Source organism: Sphingomonas jinjuensis, assembly GCF_014197105.1.
GTDB lineage: Bacteria > Pseudomonadota > Alphaproteobacteria > Sphingomonadales > Sphingomonadaceae > Sphingomonas > Sphingomonas jinjuensis.
Map to the genome: position 1 here is coordinate 14,042 of NZ_JACIEV010000012.1, position 19,480 is coordinate 33,521.

15 protein-coding genes and 1 tRNA gene are annotated in these 19,480 nt (G+C 67.7%); 3 read left to right on the top strand and 13 right to left on the bottom strand.

Going from position 1 to position 19,480, the window contains the following annotated elements; translation table 11 throughout:
• Position 1: 1 nt before the first annotated feature.
• From GGQ80_RS16700 to GGQ80_RS16750, 11 genes are all read right to left on the bottom strand, one after another.
• Positions 2-2,251, bottom strand: a complete 2,250-nt coding sequence (locus GGQ80_RS16700; protein ID WP_183986970.1) for a sensor histidine kinase — start codon at positions 2,249-2,251, stop codon at positions 2-4.
• Positions 2,252-2,470: 219 nt separating this feature from the next.
• Positions 2,471-2,746 carry a hypothetical protein gene (locus GGQ80_RS16705; protein ID WP_183986972.1) on the bottom strand — a complete coding sequence of 92 codons (276 nt, stop codon included), beginning with the start codon at positions 2,744-2,746 and terminating at the stop codon, positions 2,471-2,473.
• Complete coding sequence (locus GGQ80_RS16710; RefSeq protein ID WP_183986974.1) at positions 2,743-3,783, bottom strand: chemotaxis protein CheB; 1,041 nt, start codon at positions 3,781-3,783, stop codon at positions 2,743-2,745. Before GGQ80_RS16710 ends, GGQ80_RS16705 begins: the two co-directional genes overlap by 4 nt.
• 24 nt (positions 3,784-3,807) lie before the next feature.
• Entirely contained in the window at positions 3,808-4,257 is a 450-nt protein-coding gene (locus GGQ80_RS16715; RefSeq protein WP_183986976.1) for a chemotaxis protein CheW, read from the bottom strand.
• 14 nt (positions 4,258-4,271) lie between these two features.
• Complete coding sequence (locus GGQ80_RS16720; protein WP_183986978.1) at positions 4,272-4,637, bottom strand: response regulator; 366 nt, start codon at positions 4,635-4,637, stop codon at positions 4,272-4,274.
• Positions 4,638-4,657: 20 nt separating this feature from the next.
• A complete protein-coding gene (locus GGQ80_RS16725; protein WP_183986980.1) occupies positions 4,658-5,206 on the bottom strand; it encodes a chemotaxis protein CheD in 549 nt (182 codons plus the stop codon).
• Positions 5,200-6,222, bottom strand: a complete 1,023-nt coding sequence (locus tag GGQ80_RS16730; RefSeq protein WP_183986982.1) for a protein-glutamate methylesterase/protein-glutamine glutaminase — start codon at positions 6,220-6,222, stop codon at positions 5,200-5,202. Before GGQ80_RS16730 ends, GGQ80_RS16725 begins: the two co-directional genes overlap by 7 nt.
• Entirely contained in the window at positions 6,219-7,076 is an 858-nt protein-coding gene (locus GGQ80_RS16735) for a CheR family methyltransferase (RefSeq protein WP_183986984.1), read from the bottom strand. Before GGQ80_RS16735 ends, GGQ80_RS16730 begins: the two co-directional genes overlap by 4 nt.
• On the bottom strand, positions 7,073-9,145 hold the full coding sequence (locus GGQ80_RS16740) for a chemotaxis protein CheW (RefSeq protein ID WP_183986986.1): 2,073 nt from the start codon (positions 9,143-9,145) through the stop codon (positions 7,073-7,075). The genes GGQ80_RS16735 and GGQ80_RS16740 overlap by 4 nt, the downstream gene beginning before the upstream one ends.
• A complete protein-coding gene (locus GGQ80_RS16745) occupies positions 9,142-9,429 on the bottom strand; it encodes an STAS domain-containing protein (protein WP_183986988.1) in 288 nt (95 codons plus the stop codon). Before GGQ80_RS16745 ends, GGQ80_RS16740 begins: the two co-directional genes overlap by 4 nt.
• An 18-nt stretch (positions 9,430-9,447) precedes the next feature.
• The gene (locus GGQ80_RS16750; RefSeq protein WP_183986990.1) at positions 9,448-10,992 is read right to left on the bottom strand and encodes a methyl-accepting chemotaxis protein; all 1,545 of its coding nucleotides are present in this window, start codon (positions 10,990-10,992) and stop codon (positions 9,448-9,450) included.
• A 373-nt stretch (positions 10,993-11,365) separates the two neighbouring features.
• Between GGQ80_RS16750 and GGQ80_RS16755 the strand changes: the two genes are divergently transcribed.
• Positions 11,366-11,704, top strand: a complete 339-nt coding sequence (locus GGQ80_RS16755) for a hypothetical protein (RefSeq protein ID WP_183986992.1) — start codon at positions 11,366-11,368, stop codon at positions 11,702-11,704.
• Positions 11,705-12,030: 326 nt separating this feature from the next.
• On the opposite strand, the gene GGQ80_RS16760 is transcribed toward GGQ80_RS16755, so the two are convergent.
• Entirely contained in the window at positions 12,031-12,804 is a 774-nt protein-coding gene (locus GGQ80_RS16760) for an alpha/beta fold hydrolase (RefSeq protein WP_183986994.1), read from the bottom strand.
• Between the two features lie 349 nt (positions 12,805-13,153).
• Positions 13,154-13,229 (bottom strand) — tRNA-Thr (locus GGQ80_RS16765).
• 158 nt (positions 13,230-13,387) lie between these two features.
• On the opposite strand from GGQ80_RS16765, the gene GGQ80_RS16770 reads away from it, so the two are divergent.
• The gene (locus tag GGQ80_RS16770; RefSeq protein WP_183986996.1) at positions 13,388-14,668 is read left to right on the top strand and encodes a PAS domain-containing protein; all 1,281 of its coding nucleotides are present in this window, start codon (positions 13,388-13,390) and stop codon (positions 14,666-14,668) included.
• A gap of 178 nt (positions 14,669-14,846) precedes the next feature.
• Complete coding sequence (locus tag GGQ80_RS16775; RefSeq protein WP_183986998.1) at positions 14,847-19,448, top strand: NAD-glutamate dehydrogenase; 4,602 nt, start codon at positions 14,847-14,849, stop codon at positions 19,446-19,448.
• Positions 19,449-19,480: the final 32 nt, after the last annotated feature.

Genomic DNA, 19,480 nt, shown 5'->3' on the forward strand with positions numbered 1-19,480 from the left:
ATCAAGCTCGCGGTGACGGTGATGGGGGCAGGGGCGGAAAGGTGAGGGTGAGCGCGGCGCCGGGACCGTCAACGTTGTCGACCAGCGTGATCGAGCCGCCGATCTCGTCCATGATCTGGCGGCAGACGAACAGGCCGAGGCCCGTGCCCTTGCCGGCGGGCTTGGTCGTCGAGAAGGCGTCGAAGGCGCTGTCGCCGACCGCCTCGGCCACACCGGCGCCGGTATCGGTGATGACGACCCGCACGGTGCCGTGATCGTCGATCACGGTAATGCCGATCCCGGGGTCGTCGACGGGATGCATCTCGCGTGCAGCGTCGATTGAATCGGCGGCATTCTGGAGCGCGTTGACGACGATCTGCTCCACCCCGACGCGGGGCAGGAGGCGCAGCGGCAGTGCCTCCGGCGCGTCGAGCGTCAGCGCGATGTCGCGCTCAACGAGCAGCGGGCGCATGAAGCGCACCGCGTTGCTGATCGCTTCGACCAGGTCGGTCGGTTCGCGTTCGCCATTCTCGTCGCGTTCGAAGCGGGCGTAGCCCGACGTCCGCTCGACGATCGAGGTGGCGCGTTCGACCTGCTCGACGATGCGGTCGAACTTGTCCAGCGTCCGCTCGCGCGCGCCATCGCCGGTCCGCAGCGCAGCGCGGCCATTCTCCGCAGCGAGCGCGATGGTGAAGAGCGGCTGGCGAAGTTCATGGCTGAGCGCCGATGCCATGCCGCCCAGCTCCATCAGTCGGGCGTGGTGCCGCATCTGCGTCTGGAATGCTTTGGCGGCGCGCAGCTTGACGATACAGCCGAAGCGCCATCCGCCGAGCGCCGGGTCGTAATCATGCGCGATGAACAGGTGCCAGTCGGCGCTCGACCCGACACCGGTGCGGAACTCGATCATGACATCGTTCTGCGGCGCCAGCTTGCCCATCATCGCCTGGTCGGCGGGATAAATGGCGAGGCTCATCTCGCGTCGGCCCTGCTGGGCATTGACCTTCACGAAGTCGAGCCGGGCGCCGGCGGGATCGATGCGCACGTCGCCGAACAGCTTCAGCCCGATTGTCGCGCGCAATTCGTCAATGCCGCGCGACAGCCGCTCTCGCTCCTCCACGGCGGCGAGAAAGGCGTTGTTGATCGCGCCGAACCGCTCCAGCAGTGCGCTCGACTCGGTGAAGGGGATCCGGGTGGCTTGAATCTTCTCGCTGCGGCCGAAGCGCTCGAGCGCCGAGTCCCAGACCGCGATCGAGCGGTGAATCGCGCGGCGGAAGCCCAGCAACGATAGCTCCGCCAAGACGAGGAAGATGCCTAGCGGAACGAGGCCGAGGATGACGCCTTTCAGCTGCTGACCGACAAAGGAACGCGGCGAGACGATGGCAATGCGGTCACGCGAAAGTGGCTCGACGATGCAGGCGCGCATCCAGTGTGCGAAAGTGCGGCGGTCACTGGCAGTTTCGTCGCGGTCCATATGGGTGCAGCCCAGGCGCGGCATCGCGGCGGCGGCACTGCCGCCCGGCGCGATCGCCATCGGCAGCGGCGTAGGCCAGCCGGGAACGTCGAGCGCGACAATCTCGCCGGGATGGATCGTCGAGGTCCGGTCGCGCCACACGGCGGCCGCGCCGACCTGTTGGCGAAACGAGACCAGCTGGCCGGGCACGCGGTGCAGCTCCGCGAAAAGGAACAGCAGCGTCGCGGCGACGATCGCGGCTGAGACGAGCGCGTCGATCGAACGGATCATCGACACCATGCGCCGCTGCGCCAGCCCACCCGTCCGCGGATCGCGAGCAACGAACAGCACCGCGATATCGGCGCATGTGGCAAGGCCGATCTGGCAGGGGATCGACCGCAGCACGACGAGCACCGCATGTTCGACCGACGGCGACCAGGAACGCGTCGTCACCAATGCGCCGCCGACCAAGGCAATTCCGACGCAATAGCCGACGGTGATCGTCGAGAAGCTGCGATCATCGCTGTAAAAGCGGTCGACGATCAGGACATGACCGATCGCGATGGCTGTCAGCAGCGGCGTCGCCAAAGGTCCTGTCGCCGCGAGCAAGACGGCAGCGGCGATCACCAGCGCCGCCGGCCTGCCGTACCAGCGGAAGGCGAGGAGGTAGAGGAGCGGCGCAAGGCAGACATCGAACCCGGGCGCTAGGACAAAGCGCTGGCCCGCGAGTAGAATAGACAGCAACAGCCCGCCGGCCGGCCAGAGCGCGGCACGGCGCAGCTGTGGCACAAGGTGCCGACCGGACAGCATGCGTGCCGGCATCAGCAGCCCGTCGACACCCGGCACATAGCGCGCGCAACAGTCGCGATCACCATGCACGTTTCCCCTGCGTCGGCATCATCGCGTTGCTGCTCATCCCCGTCGCAATGGTGCGACATATTAGAAAACGGACGTATTTTTCATAGCTTTAATCCGTTAATCAGGGATAGGATCAGCAGCGGAAAGAAATCAATTCGGACTGATACTCAGACTGAGGCAGGTCTAATCTGCCATGGCCAGGTGCAGCCGCCGCTGGAGGTCGCCGAGTGTGATCGCTTGCAATGCGCCGATTGGATCATCGGCGCGCAACAACGTTGCGAGCGCGAGTTGCTGCTGGCCAAGCCGGTCGAGCGCCTGGAGCGCACCGCCATGGGCGGCGACCAGCGCGGGGTCGGCACACAGCGCCACCCCGAGCGCCTCCATCTCACCACGCGACCGCTCCAGCTCATCCGCGATCAACAGCCGCAGGCGGGCGGCCGGGTCCTCCGGGATCGTCACGCCGCAAGCGCCGGCGGCAGTCCGCGCATGAGCAGCGCGGTGCCGAGCTGGGTGAGATCGACGGCGCCAAGACCGATTTTCGCGGCCGCCAGTCCGGGCAGCTCGCCCGCCTTCGCCTGCGCCGGGTCGATAGCGAACGCCGTGCCCCCCGCGGCGAGCAGCACGGGCAGCGCGGCGACACCGTCGTCGCCCATCCCGCTGAGGAATCCGACCGATACCGATGCGGCGGCAGTCCGGGCCAGCGCGTTGATCAGCAGGTTGGCGGAGGGGCGATGGCCACCGATCGCCTCGCCATCGACAAGCCGCAGCATGCCCTGCGGCCAGCGATCGACGACGACGTGGCGTTGGGCGTCCTGGATCAGATAGACATTCCCGGGCTCTAGCCGTTGGCCGTCGAACATTGCGCGCACGTTGGGCTTGGCGGTCTTGTCGAGCTTTTCAACGAGCGCGGCCGCCACGGTCTGGGTCGATCCGAGATGAACGATGACCGGCGGGCAGCTGGCGGGCAGGCGGTTGACGAACTCGCCGACCATATCGACCGCGCCAGTGTTGCCGATCAGCGCGATCACGCCATCGGTCGGGGCTGCGCCCTCGGCGACGAAAGGCGCGGCATTGCTGCTCTTGCGCGTGGTGACGCTGCCCACGGCAGCGGCCTTGATCAATTTGGCGAGGCGGGGGCCGATCTTGCGAAACTCCTCCATCGTCGCCGCCTTGGGCTTTGGAAAACACTCGAACGCGCCTAGTTCCAGCGCCTGGAGCGTCGCCGCCGAACCCTTTTGGGTCAGCGTCGAGAGCATAATGACGGGCATCGGTTGCTCGGCTATGATCTCGGCGAGTAGCTCGAGACCACTGGTCCCCGGCATTTCGACGTCGAGCGTCACGACGTCGGGCCGGACCGAGCGGATCAGCTCTCGCGCCTCGGCGGCGTTGGCGGCGTGATCGACGACGCAGATGCCGGGCGCCTCGTCGAGCACGCCGCTGAACAGCGCGCGCATGGTGATCGAGTCATCGACGATGAGAACGCGGGTCTTGTTCACGATACGGCTCCTGAAGAAATCGACTCAAGCGGCTTCGGGCAGGGCGACACCCGAGTCAGCAATGGTCATGCGGCGCAGGTCGAGGACCATCGCCATCCGGCCCTCGACCGCAATCAGTCCTTCGAGATGGCGATCGGCGATGCCCTGGCCCAGATCCGGCGGCGGCTGCATCGCGGATTCATCGATCGTGACGATGTCGTTGACCGAATCGACGATAAGTCCATGAAGCTGGTGGCCGATCTGAAGGACGATGATGACGTGCCGCGCGCTCGGCTCGATAGCCCCCCAGCCCAGCCGTTCGCTAAGGTCGATCACCGGCAGCACCGTGCCGCGCAGATTGACGACCCCTCGCACGAACGGCGGCGCATGGGGAATGGCGGTGGTCGGCGTCCAGGCGCGGATCTCGCGGATCGACAGGATGTCGACGCCGAGCAGCTTGTCGTCGATCTGGAAGGTGATGAGTTGCTTGGTCATCGGTGGTGCCTCGATCAATGGATGACGCGGCGGACGGCGGCAGCGAGCTTGGCGGGATCGAACGGCTTGACGATCCAGCCGGTCGCCCCCGCCGCCCGAGCGCGCGCCTTCTTCTCGGGCGAGCTTTCGGTGGTCAGCACCAGGATAGGCAGCGCATTGAACTGCGCCTGCGCGCGCACTTCAGCGATCAGGCCGAAGCCGTCGAGACGCGGCATATTGATGTCGGTGATGACGAGGGCCGGCCGGTTCGATGCGAGCCATTCCATCGCCGAACGGCCATCCTCCGCCTCGTCGACGCGATAGCCCTCGCCGGTCAGCGCGGCGCGCAACAGGGCCCGCATACTCGGGCTGTCGTCGACGGTGAGTATCTGTATCGACATCGGTCGGTCCCTAATCCTTCTCAGAATAGCTCGACGTCGCCGCTGTCGGCGGGCAGGGCGGCGCGCACCGGCTCTTCCCGGAGCCGGCCGACGACCGCCCGGCAGCGGACGCGGCCGGTGGCTGGTTGGAATTCGATCCGGCGCGCGTCGCCGCCGCCGGTATCCTCGTGCGCGAGTGCGATGCCGTCGGCGGCGAGGAAGGCGCGCGCGAAGCCGGCGTTCTCGCTGCCGATCGCGCGCATGCCGACGTGAAGGTTCGCACCGCCGTACAGGTGCGCGCGCATCGTTGACCGGGTTGCGCCGCGCTTCAGCATGGCGTTGACGAGCACCTCCATCGCGAACAGCCCGTACCGTTCGGCATCGTCGCTACGCCCCGGCAGGCCGTTGGGCGGCGCGGGGAGGAGAAAGTGGTTCATCCCGCCGATCGCGCTGCTGCGATCGTGGAGGCAGCACGCGATGCAGCTGCCAAGGATGGTGCTCAGCACCAGCCCGTCCTGGCCCGACACCTCATGCTCGCCCTGCATCAACGTATGGCGCAGCGATGGCGGGGCGATGGCGAGGGTCAGCATGCGCACAGCGCCAGCAAGCGACGCGCGATCCGGCCCAGCGGCAGGACCTCGGCGGCGGCGCCGCGCTCGGCGGCGGCGCGCGGCATGCCGTAGATCAGCGCCGTCGCGGCATCCTGTGCGATGGTCGGGATGCCGCGGCGATGCAGGCGCTCCAGCCCCTCCGCGCCATCCTCGCCCATGCCGGTCAGGATCACACCGACCAGCCGGTCGGGCGTTAGGTGCGCGAGCGAGCGGAACAGCATGTCGGCGGACGGGCGGTGACCAGTCATCGGCGGTGCCTCGACCAGGCGGCATACCGGCGAGCGGTCGCCCTTTACGGTCAGGTGGGCGGTGCCGCCGGGGGCGATGTAGACGTGCCCCTGGGTCAGGGGCATGTCGTCCTGCGCCTCGACCACACAAGGCGCGACGCGACCGTCCAGGCGGCTGGCGAACATGCGCGTGAAGTTGGTCGGCATGTGCTGGACGATCAGCGTCGGCGGACAGTTGGCGGGGAAGTCGGCGAGCAGCGTGCCGATCGCCTCCACGCCGCCGGTCGATGCGGCGAGCGCGATCAGGCGACCGTTCCAGCGGAAGTCCGCGACGACCCTGTGATGGTGGTCGGGATGCTGGAGACGCCCGCGGCACCCCGCCGCCTGCTTCACCTTGGCGGCGAGCGCGCCGTCGTCGGCGCCGATCGTCAGCCCGACGTCGCAGATCGGCTTGGGATGATAGTCGACGGCGCCGATCTCGAGCGCGCGCAGTGTCGTCTCGGCGCCTTCCTGCGTCAGGCTGGAGACCATTACGACCGGCGTGGGGCGAAGCCGCATGATCTTGTCGAGGAAGGACAGCCCGTCCATCCCCGGCATCTCGACGTCGAGGGTGACCACGTCGGGGTCAAGCTCGCGGATCATCGCACGCGCCTCGATTGGGGAGGCGGCGATGCCGATCACCTCGATCTCGGGATCGCGGCGCAGCATGGCGCTGACGAGCCCGCGCATCGTGGCGGAATCATCGACGACGAGAGCGCGGACGGTCATGCGGGCACCTTGCGGAAGATGGTCTGGCCGACCGGCACCACCCGACGGGCGGCCTCGCCCAGCAGGCGTTCGGAATGGCCGAGATAGAGGAAGCCGCCATCGACCAGCCGGTCGGCGAGGCGGCACTGCAACCGCTCGGTCGTCGGATCGTCGAAGTAGATCATAGTGTTGCGGCAGAAGATCGCGTCGAACTGGCCGCGGATCGGCCATTCGTCGAGCAGGTTGAGCTGCCGGAACCGCACGAGGCCGCGCAGGTCCGGCGCCATCGTCACCTCGCCCCCCGTCGCCTGCGTCCAGCGGCTGGCGAGATCGGCGGGGATCGCGGCGGCGTCGCCCGCCGCATAGCGCGCGGCGCGACCGGTTTCGACCACCACGGTGTTGATATCGGTCGCGAGCAGCGCGACGTCCCCGTCGAGGATCGTCCGCGCCGAGGAGGCATCGGTGCCCAGCAGGGTCATGCCCAGCGAATAGACCTCCTCGCCAGTCGACGAGCCGGCAGACCACAGCCTGACGCGCTGGCGCCGATCGATCCGGTCGAGCAGCATCGGGCGCAGGACGCTGGCGACGTGCTGGAAGTGATGCTCCTCGCGGAAGAACTTGGTGTGGTTGGTGGTCAGCGCCTCGATCGCCTGGACGCGGGCGGCGGCGTCGTCGGTGATGAGCTGGACGAAGCGATGCAGGTCGTCGCAGTCGTAGGAGCGTTGCAACCGGGCGAGGCGCGAGGCGACGAGCTGGCTTTTGCCCGGATGCAGGACGATGCCGGCATGGACGTGCGCGATACGCGCGACCTTCGCGAAATCCGCGGCGGACAGCGTGCCCGGCGCGGCGGGGCTGATGGCGGCCGGAATCATCATGACGCTTTGAGCCACTGCATGCTGCCGCGCAGCGCGACGATGCCCTCGACGTCGAGGATCAGTGCGACATGGCCGTCGCCCAGGATGGTCGCGCCGGCGACGCCGTCGACCTGCTGGTAATGCGTCTCCAGGCTCTTGATGACGACCTGGCGCTGGTCGACGATCGCGTCGACCATCAGGATCGCGGTGCCCGAGTTTTCGGTCTCGACGACGATCAGCACCGCTTCGGAAGGCTCGGTGACGCCGCCTCGGACGTGCAGCTGCTCGGCCACCGACAGCACCGGCAGGAACGCGCCGCGGACGTTGAGCACACTGGTGCCGAAGCCGGTGCGCTGTACCGCGCCGGTTTCGGGGCGGAGGCTTTCGACGACGTGCGTCAGCGGGATGATGTAGGTCTGGTCGGCGACGCGGACGATCATACCGTCGACGATTGCGAGCGTCAGCGGCAGCGCGAGCGCGAACGTGGAGCCGGCACCCGGCATCGACTGGATGGAGATGCGGCCGCCCAGCCCCTGGACGTTCTGGCGGACGACATCCATGCCGACGCCGCGCCCCGAGATGTTCGACACGGTGCGCGCGGTCGAGAAGCCGGGCGCGAAGATCAGCTGGTCGATCTCGTCGTCGGTCAGGCGCGCATCCGGTGCGACGATGCCGCGCTCCACCGCGACGGCGAGGACGCGGGCACGGTCGATTCCCGCGCCGTCGTCGCTGACTGAGATGACGATCCGGCTGCCCTTATGCTCGGCAGCGAGCCGCAGGCGCCCCTCGGCCGGCTTCCCCCTAGCGACGCGATCGGCGGGCAGCTCGATGCCATGGTCGATGCAGTTGCGGACGAGGTGGGTCAGCGGTTCGCCGATGCGTTCGATGACGGTCTTGTCGAGCTCGGTTGCCTCGCCCTCCACCTCGAGCATGACGCGCTTGCCGGTCGATGCCTCCAGTTCGCGGACGATGCGGGGGACGCGGCTGAACACCGACTTCACCGGCTGGGCGCGGATCGCCATCGCGCTGTCCTGCAATTCGCGGGTCAGCTGGTCGATGTCGGCGAGTTCCTCGGCAGCGGCCATGCCGTGCGACGACAGCCGCTGCGACAGCATCGCCTGGGTGATGACGAGTTCGCCGACGAGATCGACGAGGCGGTCCAGCTTTTCGAGGTCGACCCTGATCATCGCGGGCGCGGTCGTCGCGGCGCGGGGTTCGGAGGGCGCGGAGGGTGTCGTAGCCAGCGATGGCGACGGCATCGTTGGCGGCGCGACGGTCGCGACCGGCGCGACCGGCGCGGGCGGCGCGATAGGCGAGGAGGGTTCGTCGAAAGATGCTCCGCCGGCGTCTTCCTCGCCGCGCACCAGCCGGACCGACGCGGGATCGGCGACGAAATCGAAGACGTCGCAGATCGCCGACTCCTCGACAGTGCCGGGGATGGCGATCGTCCAACCGAGCCAGGCGGCGTCGGCCTCGAACTGGTCGAGCGTCGGCAACCGCGAGACGTCGACGCGCTCGATCCGGCCGCCGAGCGACAATATTTCGCGGATCAGCAGCAGTGGCTCGCCGCCGTTGGCCAGGTCCTCTCGTGTGGGGGTGAAGGAGAGCGTCCACTCGCTCGCCTCCTCCGCCACGGCCAGGGTGTCGGCCATCATCGCGGCGAGATCGAACGACAGCCCGTCGCCGGTCGCGCTCGCCGGTGCGTGGGCCACGTCGCCGGCGAGCGCGTCCTGCAGAGCCGCCACCATCGCTTCGTCAGGCGGCGGCGTGCTGCCCTCGCGCGCGGCGGCGACGTGATCGACCAGGATGTCGAACGCCGCCATTAACAGGTCGGCGAGCGTCGGCGTGACCGCCAATTCACCGTCGCGAACCTTGTCGAGCAGCGTCTCGAAATGATGGGTGAAGCTTTGCAGCGCGGCGAAGGCGAAGGCGCCAGCGCCACCCTTGATCGAATGGACCGCGCGGAAGATCGTGTTGATCGTCTCGCCGTCCCGATCGCCCGCCTTGAGCGCGAGCAGCGCGGTTTCTGCGGCGGCGACGCCCTCTTCGCATTCCTGGAAGAAGACCGCCTGGATTTCGTCAAGCGTCACCGCCGTTCCTCCGTATCCAGACCCAAATGGGTCGTCAGCCCGGCAAGCCGCGCTGCCTCGCACAGCGCCGCCGAGGGCCGGTCGAGTCGCGCCGCCGCGCTGCCGTCAACGAGCGGGGCGTGCAGCGCGCAGAGCAGCAGCTGAAGCCCGGCCATGCCGATTCGCTCGATCCCGCTGGCGTCAAGCACGACGGGCCCACCGCGGCCGGCACGGTGCTGGAGATCGGCGGCGATCATCCCGGCGGCGAAGCGGTCGAGAACGGGGGGAAGAACTAACGGTCCCATCTTTCAGCCTGCCCCGCGTCAGAATTCGGACCAGTCGTCGCCGCCGGCATCAACGGCGAGCGCCAGGTTGCCGCGGGTCTGCGGCGCGCGAGCGACCCGCTTGCGCACCCGCTTGGGCGCTGGCGCCGCGGCGCCGACCGGCGCGGTGCGTGGCGAGGCATCGGTAAGGGTGAGCGTGAAGCGCGACACCAGCCCGGTCAGCTGATCGGCCTCCCCTGCCAGGCTGCGTGCGGCGGCGGTCGATTCCTCGACCATCGCGGCGTTCTGCTGGGTCATCTTGTCCATGTCGCCGACCGCGACATTGACCTGCTGGAGACTGTTGGCTTGCACCTGCGCGAGTTGCGAGATGTTGGCGGCAAGCTTCGCGATCTCGGCGACGCGGTCGACGATGCGATCGAGCGCCTCTCCCGACTGGCCGACGAGCGACACGCCGCGTTCGACCTGCTTCGAGCTTTGACCGATCAGATCCTTGATGTGCTTCGCGGCGTCGGCGGAGCGCTGCGCCAACGCGCGCACCTCGTTGGCCACGACGGCGAAGCCCTTGCCCGCATCGCCGGCGCGCGCGGCCTCGACCCCGGCATTGAGCGCCAGCAGGTTGGTCTGGAAGGCGATGCCGTCGATGACGTTGATGATCTGAGCGATTTCCTGCGCCGACCGCTGGATGTCGTCCATCGCGTCGACCGCCTGCTTGACCACCGCGCCGCCCTGGGTGGCATCGGCGTGCGCGTCGCTTACCGACTGGTTGACGTGCGCCGCGCCTTCGGCGGTCTCGCGCACACCGCTCGTCAGCTGATCCATCGCCGCCGCCGTCTGTTCGAGCGAGGCAGCCTGTTGTTCGGTGCGGGTCGACAGGTCGTCGGACGCCTGGCTGATCTCGATCGAGCCGGTGTTGATGCTCTCGGCGGTGTCGGACACGCGCGCCAGCGTCTCGCTGATCCGGCTGCGCATGAATTCGAAGTCCTTTTCCACCTTGCTGAAGGTGTCGGGCAGGCCGGTGAGCGAGACGGTGAAGTCACCCTTCGCCATCGTCTCCAGCGCCTCGCCGACCTGGGCGATGACGGCGAGGCGTTGACCTTCCTCGGCGGCGAAATAGCTCGACAGCGCGATGTCCATGTCGAGCAGCACGCACTTCACCAACGAGCCAATGACCTGCCCCAGCTTGGCGCCACCGGCGATCCGGCCCAGCGGAGAGGCGGCAACGATGCCGTGGATCACCTGCTCCAGCACCATCGCATAGCCGCCGATATACCATGTCGGCGCCAGTCCAATTCGGGCGTGCACGCTGCCGATCTGCTCCGCCTTCGCGAAGTAGCCAGATCCCAACTGCCGCGAAAACAACTGCGACCAATGCTCGATCTGCTTATCGCGCGCATGGTCCATGATGTGCCGCGACGGGAAGAACTTGGAAACCTCGGGTGTCCTGTTCACCTTTTGGTAGAACCCATCCAGTGCTCCAGGTGCATGCTTCGACACGGCTGAAAGGATGCGCGGAAAAACCGCGTAATCTCGTTCGTCTATTCCAAAGAACTGAAGTCGGTCGTTATTAGCGGACGAGTTGTCCATCTTTCTACCTCCACTAGGCGCACTCATTGGCCGTTGTGGTGGTTTCCGATTGGTTAATATGCGTAGAACTACGATGGTTGGAAAATCGAGCGGGGTCGCCGCATTCTGCGCATCGACGGGCGCGATCCGAGCGCAGTAAACCGTTCTTTTCTGGCGACTTTGCACGGGATACGCCGGCCTTCCGCAAAGCTATGATAGCGGAGCGATAGTCGCGGTTTTTCAAAACGCTGTATAAGACTCCGAAGGCCTATGATCTGGTCCCGGGTGGGGCTAGTAAGCCACAGCACGTCGGCGGGTCAAGTTCGCTCGGAAACTCTGCAGCGGAATGCCAATCTGAAAATTCCTCTTCGCATGTTGCATTGATGAGGCTAAAATGGCTCAGCTTATCGCCGGGTATTCGATTTCAACGCATCAGACAGTGCTTATCCCGGACGGGGGATCGACAACCTATTTTACACAGGGAGAGTTCGAACCCGAGACTGCCGAGCTCGATGCCTTCGTCGCACGCGGCATCGCCATCGGAAGAACGTCCTTGGTAGAGCTGGTAGGCGATGCGCCATCGCTCGATGGCGTCAGGCTCGCCGATGGGCGCTTCCTAGCGATAGCGGCCGTTTTCACCGCTCCGCGCACCCGACTCAGCATGCCGCTCGCCGCCATGCTCAAGTGCGTGCATGAGAACGGGCCAACCAGACCTTACGTCAAGATCGATTAACGGGGCGCTCTATCAATTGTTGGTGTTTGGGCGACGGGCGATGCTGTCACTTCCATGCACAATGCCATGCTTACCTTGGCAGCAGGGGGGGGCTGTCGGGGATCTCGGTGCACCAGGCTTACGTCTGTGCGCAGACAGCTTGACGGCATTCTACTTCGAAAGGTGGAATAACGGTTTGGCACCTGGAGAACGCCGAAGGTTGGCATCTGCTCCGCTGCTAACATGAATGAACGGCAGCATCTGGTAGCCCGGAAAGAGGCCGCGAATGACTGGATATGGGTCGATGCTGCCATCATCGCGCACTCGAGCCGTCCAGCGGGTGGGCTTTATCTCGTCGCATCGAGAATGACGGCGACTGTCTCCTCCGGCGCGTCCCACATCGGAAAGTGCCCGCTGCCCTCGAACCAATGGAGCTCGGCGCCGGGAAAGGCTGCCTGCGCGCGCGCCGCCTGTCTGGGGAGGCAGAGCCGGTCGTACCTGCCCCACCCGAGGACGACCCGGCCGGTGCCGGCAGCGGCGGGACCGGACTGCTCCGGTCCCGTGGCAAGGCTGCGGACCAGCGCATCGAACGTCGGCGTCCTACTGAGACCTTTCAGCTCGGTCGCGACGATCCCCCCGTCAAGCGCCCAGGGACGCGCGGAGAGCTGAGCGAGAAGCGCCGTGCGCGACGCTGCGTTGCGGCTCAACGCCGGCAGAGCTGGCCGGATGGCCCGCAGCAAGCGACCGGAGGCGCCGATGGTGCTTCTGAAGAAGGTTCGCTCCCACCCTCGCCAGAAGCCGCCAGGATCAAGCGCGACGACGTTGCCGACGAGTCCGCGCCGCGCGAGCTCAAGCACGATCCGCGCGCCCATGGAACTGCCGACAACATCGACGCCAGACAAGCCAGCCTCCGCGATGTAACGCTCGACGCTGCCGACCAGACCATCAAACGTCCCGCTGTCGGACTCGGCAGGGGTCGCCCCATAGCCGGGAAGGTCGACCGCGATGATCTTCCGCGAGGCGCTGAGTGGGTCCAAGACGGTGCTCCACGATCGCCAACTCCCGCCCAGGCCGTGGATCAGAAGCAGCGTGCGTCCAGTGCCGCGTTCGATCGTGTTCATGCCGTCTCCGCCTTGTCGCTGGAAGAAGCTTAACGAGCACGGTCGCTTCGCGGGCCCGGCCTCTATCGGCTGATGGGCGCTGGAGATCGGCCCGGAGGCCCACGCCGGAAGGCGGTGGGGCCGGGTAAGTCGTCCTGTTCAGAAAAGCGTCTTGGATATGAACGAGCGACCGCTTGCGAGTAGCGCTACCTTTGCATTGAATGGCCGCTTGTGGGTCAAAGCGCCTTAGCTGCAACGGCCGCGGCATCCTTGCCAAAGCGACCTACGTAGGACCCAAGTGGGTCACGTACGCGGACGCCCGGTAGGCTGGACGCCCTCGCCGACCCTACCGGAAGCTGCTCTAGGAAGGTGGTGCCGCCTACAGGACTCGAACCTGTGACCCCCGCATTACGAATGCGATGCTCTACCAGCTGAGCTAAGGCGGCCTGGTCGTGAGCGGTGACGCTCGCGAGGGCGGCCGATTAGCAGGGTCGTGGGGGGCTGACAAGCGGCCTGCGCATTTACGATGCGTTTACCAAATCCGTCGCATGATGGCGCCAGGGACATGGGCTGCCGCCCGATGACATAGGACGGAAACGCGAAGATGGACACGGGCGAGCTTGGCGGTTTCGACATCGACCGCTCGACGATCGACGACGTGGTCGAGCACGGCGGCGTCCAGGACGAGGGGTTCCAGCTGTCGGGCGACGAGCGCCGGATGCAGGTGCGCGCCTATAATCATTGGGTCTCGCTGCTCCACGGCCGCCCCTATCCGACGATCATCGACCTCGATCCCGCCAACATCGCCGATTTTGGCCCGCACAGCGTCCTCATCGATTTCGGCGCCGGCGCGGACGATCCCGTCATCGCCTATCTCGGCCGCGAGCTGCGCGAGGAATGCGCGCTCGATTCGGACATCACCCGGATCAACGATGTGCCCGCGCGCTCGCTGCTGTCACGGCTGACCGACCATTATCTCCAGATCATCGCCAACCGCGCGCCGGTCGGCTTCGAGGCGGAGTTCGTCGGCACCCGCGGGCGCACCACGCTGTATCGCGGCATCCTGATGCCCTTCTCGTCCGACGGCGACGAGATCGACTTCATCTACGGCGTCATCAACTGGAAGGAACTGGTCGACGCCGATACCCAGGCGTCGCTGTCGGCGGAGCTGGACGCCGCGATGCGCGCCGCGCCGACGCCGAACCACAGCGCGCCGGTGTGGGCCGATGGCCCCAGCGGCGGCTTCGACGAGACCAAGGTCGGGGATGAGGACGAGCCGGCCGAGTCGCTGCCCGCCGTCGCCCACACGCTCGGCGAACGGCTGATGCTGGCGCGCGAGAGCGCGGCGCAGGTCCGTGCCGCCGACAGCCGCGGCCGCGCCGCGCTGTACCGGGCGCTCGGCCGTGCCCATGACTTCGCCCTTGCAGCCGCAGCCGATGCCGACGGCTATGCCGAGCTGCTCGCCGCCTCCGCGATCAAGGTGCAGCCGCGCGCACCAATGACACCGATCGTGAAGCTGATCTTCGGCGCCGACTATGACAAGACGCGCCTGGCCGAATATGCCACCGTGCTGGGCCATGCGCAGCGCCACACGATCCCGGCGGGCGAGCTCGCCGCCACGCTCGAGCGCTTCGAGGGCGGCGTGAAGGCCGTCGTCGCCGCCGAGCGCGCCGCGCGCCGCCCGGCGCCTGCCAAGCTCGACCGCTACGACCTCGCCGCCGCCGAATTGCGCGCGCTGCCCGTCCTCGCCAACCTGCCGATCGGCGCGGGCAAGGCGGAATTCGTCGTCCTGCTCGCCCGGGCGGGTGCCGACGGCACGCTCGATATCGTCAGCCGGATCGACGACGACAGCGTGGTGCAGAAGCTGATGAAGCGCGCGGCGTAGAGGGACGTCCACCCCACCCTCCCGTCCGTGCTGAGCGAAGTCGAAGCACCGTGGCGGGGGAATGGCCTTCGACTTCGCTCAGGCCGAACGGGTCGGGGGGAGTGGCCTCGCCCCCACCCCACTAGTCTCAAACGTTACAACTCTTGAATCCGCCGTCCTCGAAGCGCAAAGGCCTGGCATGGCTACCGATACGCTGCAGCAACCCGCCGACGCACTTGCCGCCCGACTGACCAAGGGCGCGCTGCCCGGCGAGCTGGCCGGCTTCGGAAAGAAGGAGGTTGAGGAGGCGGCGCGCTTCGTCACCGCGACCGGCGCCACTCGCGCGCCGGGCACCGCGGCGATCGCGCTGGAGCCGATCGCCAGCGACGATGCGCGGCGGCGGATGCGGCTCGCCATCGTCAACGACGACATGCCCTTCCTGGTCGATTCGATTGCGGCGGCGATCGGCGTCCACGACATCGACATCGACCGGGTCATCCACCCCGTCGTCCGCGTCACCCGATCGCCCGACGGCGACCTGGTCGACATCGGCGGCGCGGGCACGCCCGAATCGATGATCTACATCGAGATCGAACGCGTCGACGCGCGCGAACGCCGCGACCTGGTCGACGATCTCCACGCCGTCCTCGCCGACGTCCGCGCCGCCGTGAAGGACTGGCCGACGATGCAGCGCATGGTTGCCCGCGACGAAGCGGCGATGCCGCAGTGCGAGGGCGCCGCGCTGATGCAATGGTTCCTCGACGGCCATTTCACGCTGCTCGGTCATCAGGACTGGCATCGCGACGGGTCGGGCGGCGAGGCGCTGGGCATCGCGCGCAACGAGCATGACGTGCCGATCCTGGCCGAGGGCAGCCGCGCCGCCGCGATCCAATGGTTCGAAAACGGCGGCGAGGCACCGCTGCTGCTCAAGTCCAGCCTGATTTCCACCGTCCACCGCGCCGTCCCGCTCGACCTGATCGTCATGCCGGTGATGGAGGGCAGTTCGGTCGCCGGCCTGTCGATCCATTGCGGCCTGTGGACCAGTGCCGCGCTCGCCACCCGTCCGCGCGACATCCCCGTGCTCCGCGCCCGGCTGGCGCAGCTCGAAGGCAAGTTCGGCTTCGATCCCAAGGGGCATACCGGCAAGGCGCTGGCGCATGCGATCACCGCGCTGCCGCACGACCTGCTGATCGGCTTCACCCCCGACCAGCTCGAGAATCTCGCGCTGACCGCGATGAGCCTTGCCGATCGCCCGCGCCCCGCGCTGGTGCTCGTCGAATCGGCGTTGAAGCGCCACGTCTTCGCGTTCGTCTGGCTGCCGCGCGACGAGGTGACCACCGCGCGCCGCAACGCGATCGGCGAGATGCTGGCGGAGGCGGCGAACGGGTCGGTCCTCAATTGGTCGATCGCGCTGGAGGACGGCACCGTCGCGCTGCTGCGCTACACCATCGATGTGCGTGGCGAGGGGCGGCTGCCCGACGTCGCGCCGCTCGCCGACCGGCTGGAGAAGATGGTCCGCGGCTGGGTGCCGGATGTCGAGGCCGCGCTGGCGACACAGCTCGGCGCCGCGCGCGCCGCACGCCTCGCGCTGCGCTGGGCCGCGACGTTCCCGCAGAACTATCGCAACGTCTCGACCGCCGAGGATGCCGCGGTCGATATCCAGCAGATCGCCTCGCTGGAAACCGAGGCCGACCGCTCGGTCCACCTCTTCCCCGCCGTCGCGGGCGAGGATCGCCGGCTGAAGATCTACAAGCTTGGCCCCCTCGCACTGTCCGATGCGGTGCCGGTGCTGGAGAATTTCGGCTTCCGCGTCATCGGCGAGCTGCCGACGCGGCTGAAGGACGAGAGCAATCCCTTCGTCCATGATTTCGTCGTCGAGGTCGCGACCGCTGCCGACCAGGACGTCGCCGTGCTCGAGAACGCGATCGCCGCGGTGCTCGAAGGCCGCGCCGAGAACGACGCGTTCAACCGGCTGATCGTCGAAACCGGCATGGCCCCCGCCAGCGTGGTCCTGCTGCGCGCCTGGTTCCGCTATCTGCGCCAGGCCGGCATGACCTATGGCCTGACCACGGTGGTGGACGCGTTCCGCCGTGCGCCCGACGTCGGACGCGCGCTGATCGAACGCTTTGCCGCCGCGCACGACCCCCGTTCGACCGCCGACGTCGTCGCCGCCGACGAGGCGATCGAGGCGGGGCTCGATGCCGTCTCGGCGATCGACGACGACCGCATCCTGCGCGCCTATCGCAACCTGATCGCCGCGACGTTGCGCACCAACGCCTTCGCCCCTGCCGCTGCCGAGGCGCTGGCGTTCAAGCTCGACAGCCACCTGATCCCCGGCCTGCCCGCCCCCGTGCCGTGGCGCGAGATCTGGGTGTACAGCCCCCGCGTCGAGGGCATTCACCTGCGCGCCGGCCCGGTCGCGCGTGGCGGCCTGCGCTGGTCCGATCGCCGCGACGACTTCCGTACCGAGATCCTCGGCCTGATGAAGGCGCAGCGGGTGAAGAACGCCGTGATCGTGCCGACCGGCGCGAAGGGCGGCTTCTATCCCAAGCAGCTGCCCAATCCCGCGACCGATCGCGACGCCTGGTTCGCGGAAGGCACCGAAAGCTATCGCATCTTCATCCGCACGTTGCTGTCGATCACCGACAACATCGTCGAGGGCAAGGTGGTCCATCCCGATGGCGTCCGCGTCCTCGACGGCGAGGATCCCTATTTCGTCGTCGCCGCCGACAAGGGCACCGCGACGTTCAGCGACGTCGCCAACCAGATCGCGCTCGATCGCGGTTTCTGGCTGGGCGACGCCTTCGCCAGCGGCGGTAGCTACGGCTACGATCACAAGGCGATGGGCATCACCGCCAAGGGCGCCTGGGTCTCGGTCCAGCGCCATTTCGCCGAACGCGGCATCGACGTGCAGACCGATCCGATCACCGTCGTCGGCTGCGGCGACATGTCGGGCGACGTCTTCGGCAACGGCCTGTTGCTGTCGAAGGCGGTGAAGCTGGTCGCGGCGTTCGACCACCGCCACATCTTCATCGATCCCGCGCCCGATCCCGCCGCCAGCTGGGACGAACGTGCCCGCATGTTCGCACTGCCACGATCGAGCTGGGCCGACTATGACGCCTCGCTCATCAGCAAGGGCGGCGGCGTCTTCTCGCGCACCGACAAGGTCATCAAGCTGTCGCCCGAGGCGCGAGCCGTGCTCGGCATCGAGGCGAGCGAGCTGGAGCCGACCGCGCTCATCTCCGCGATCCTCAAGGCGCCGGCCGACCTGCTCTGGTTCGGCGGCATCGGCACCTATGTGAAGGCTGCGTCCGAGAACAACATCCAGGTCGGCGATCCCGCCAACGACCGCCTGCGCGTCAATGCCGAAGACCTGCGCGTCACCGCGATCGGCGAGGGCGCGAACCTGGGCGTCACCCAGGCCGCACGCATCGCCTTCAGCCAGCATGGCGGCCGCATCAATACCGACTTCATCGACAATTCGGCTGGCGTCGATTGCTCGGACAACGAGGTCAACATCAAGATCGCGCTCAACCGCGAACTGGCGGAAGGCCGCCTGTCGTTCGAGGACCGCAACCAGCTGCTCGTCTCGATGACCGACGACGTCGCGCATCTGGTGCTCGAGGACAACCGCCTGCAGACGCTGGCCCTGTCGATCGCCGAGGCGAGCGGCGCGGTCGCGATCCCCAGCTACGTCCGCGTCATCGAGATATTCGAACATGCCGGGCGCCTCGACCGCGCGGTCGAAGGGCTGGCGGGCAACGAGGAGTTGCTGCGCCGTGGCCTCGAGGGTCGCGGGCTGACCCGCCCCGAACTCGCGGTGCTGCTCGCGACCGCGAAGCTCGCGCTGCAGGATGCCATCGAGCATGCCGATCTCGCCACGTCGGACGAGATGGAGCCCGATCTGCGCGCCGCCTTCCCCACGGCGATGCAGCAGCGCTTCGGCCGCGCGATCGACGAGCACCGCCTGCGCGGCGAGATTGTCGCGACCAAGCTCGCCAACCGCATCGTCAACCGCCTCGGCATCCTCTACCCCTTCGAACTGGCGGAAGAGGAAGGCGCCGCGATGGCCGACATCGCCGCGATGTTCGTCGTCGCCGAGCGGTTGTTCGACCTCGACGCCTTGTGGTCGGAGATCGAAACCGCCGCCATTCCAGAGAATGCGCGCATCGCGCTGTTCGACGAGGTCGCGGTCGCGACTCGCTCGCAGATCGCTGACCTGCTCCGCGTCAACGCCCCCGGCACGCTGCCGGGCGAGGCGATCGCGCGGCTGGGCAAGGGCGTCGCCCAGCTCGACCGCAATACCGAGACGCTGCTCCTCGACGAAGCCCGCGCCCACAGCGCCCGGATCGCCGCCGCGCTCGAAGCGGCCGGCGCCACGCCGGAGCTGGCGGCGAAGGTCGTCCGTCTCGTCAAGATCGACGGCGTCGTCGGCCTCGCCGACCTCGGCCAGCACCTCTCGCTCGACGAGGCGGAGCTGACCCGCGCCTTCACCCATCTCGGCCAGGCGCTCGGCCTCGATTGGGCGCAAGGCACGGCGACGCGGATCCAGTCGAGCGATCCGTGGGAGCGCCTGCTCCTCGCCGGCCTCGCTCGCGACTTCCAGCAGCTGCGCCTCGACTACCTGCGCCGCTGCGGCGGCCAGAACCCGCAGGAGGCGGTTGAAGGCTGGCTGGCGCGCAACGCCACTCGCGTCGCCCAGTTCAAGTCGATGATCGACCGCGCCCGCAGCGCGACCCTGCCCAATGCGGCGATGCTGGCGCAGATCGCGGGCCAGGCGCGGGTGCTGCTGGGGCGCTGAACCTAACCACCCTCACCCTTCGCCGCCTTCGG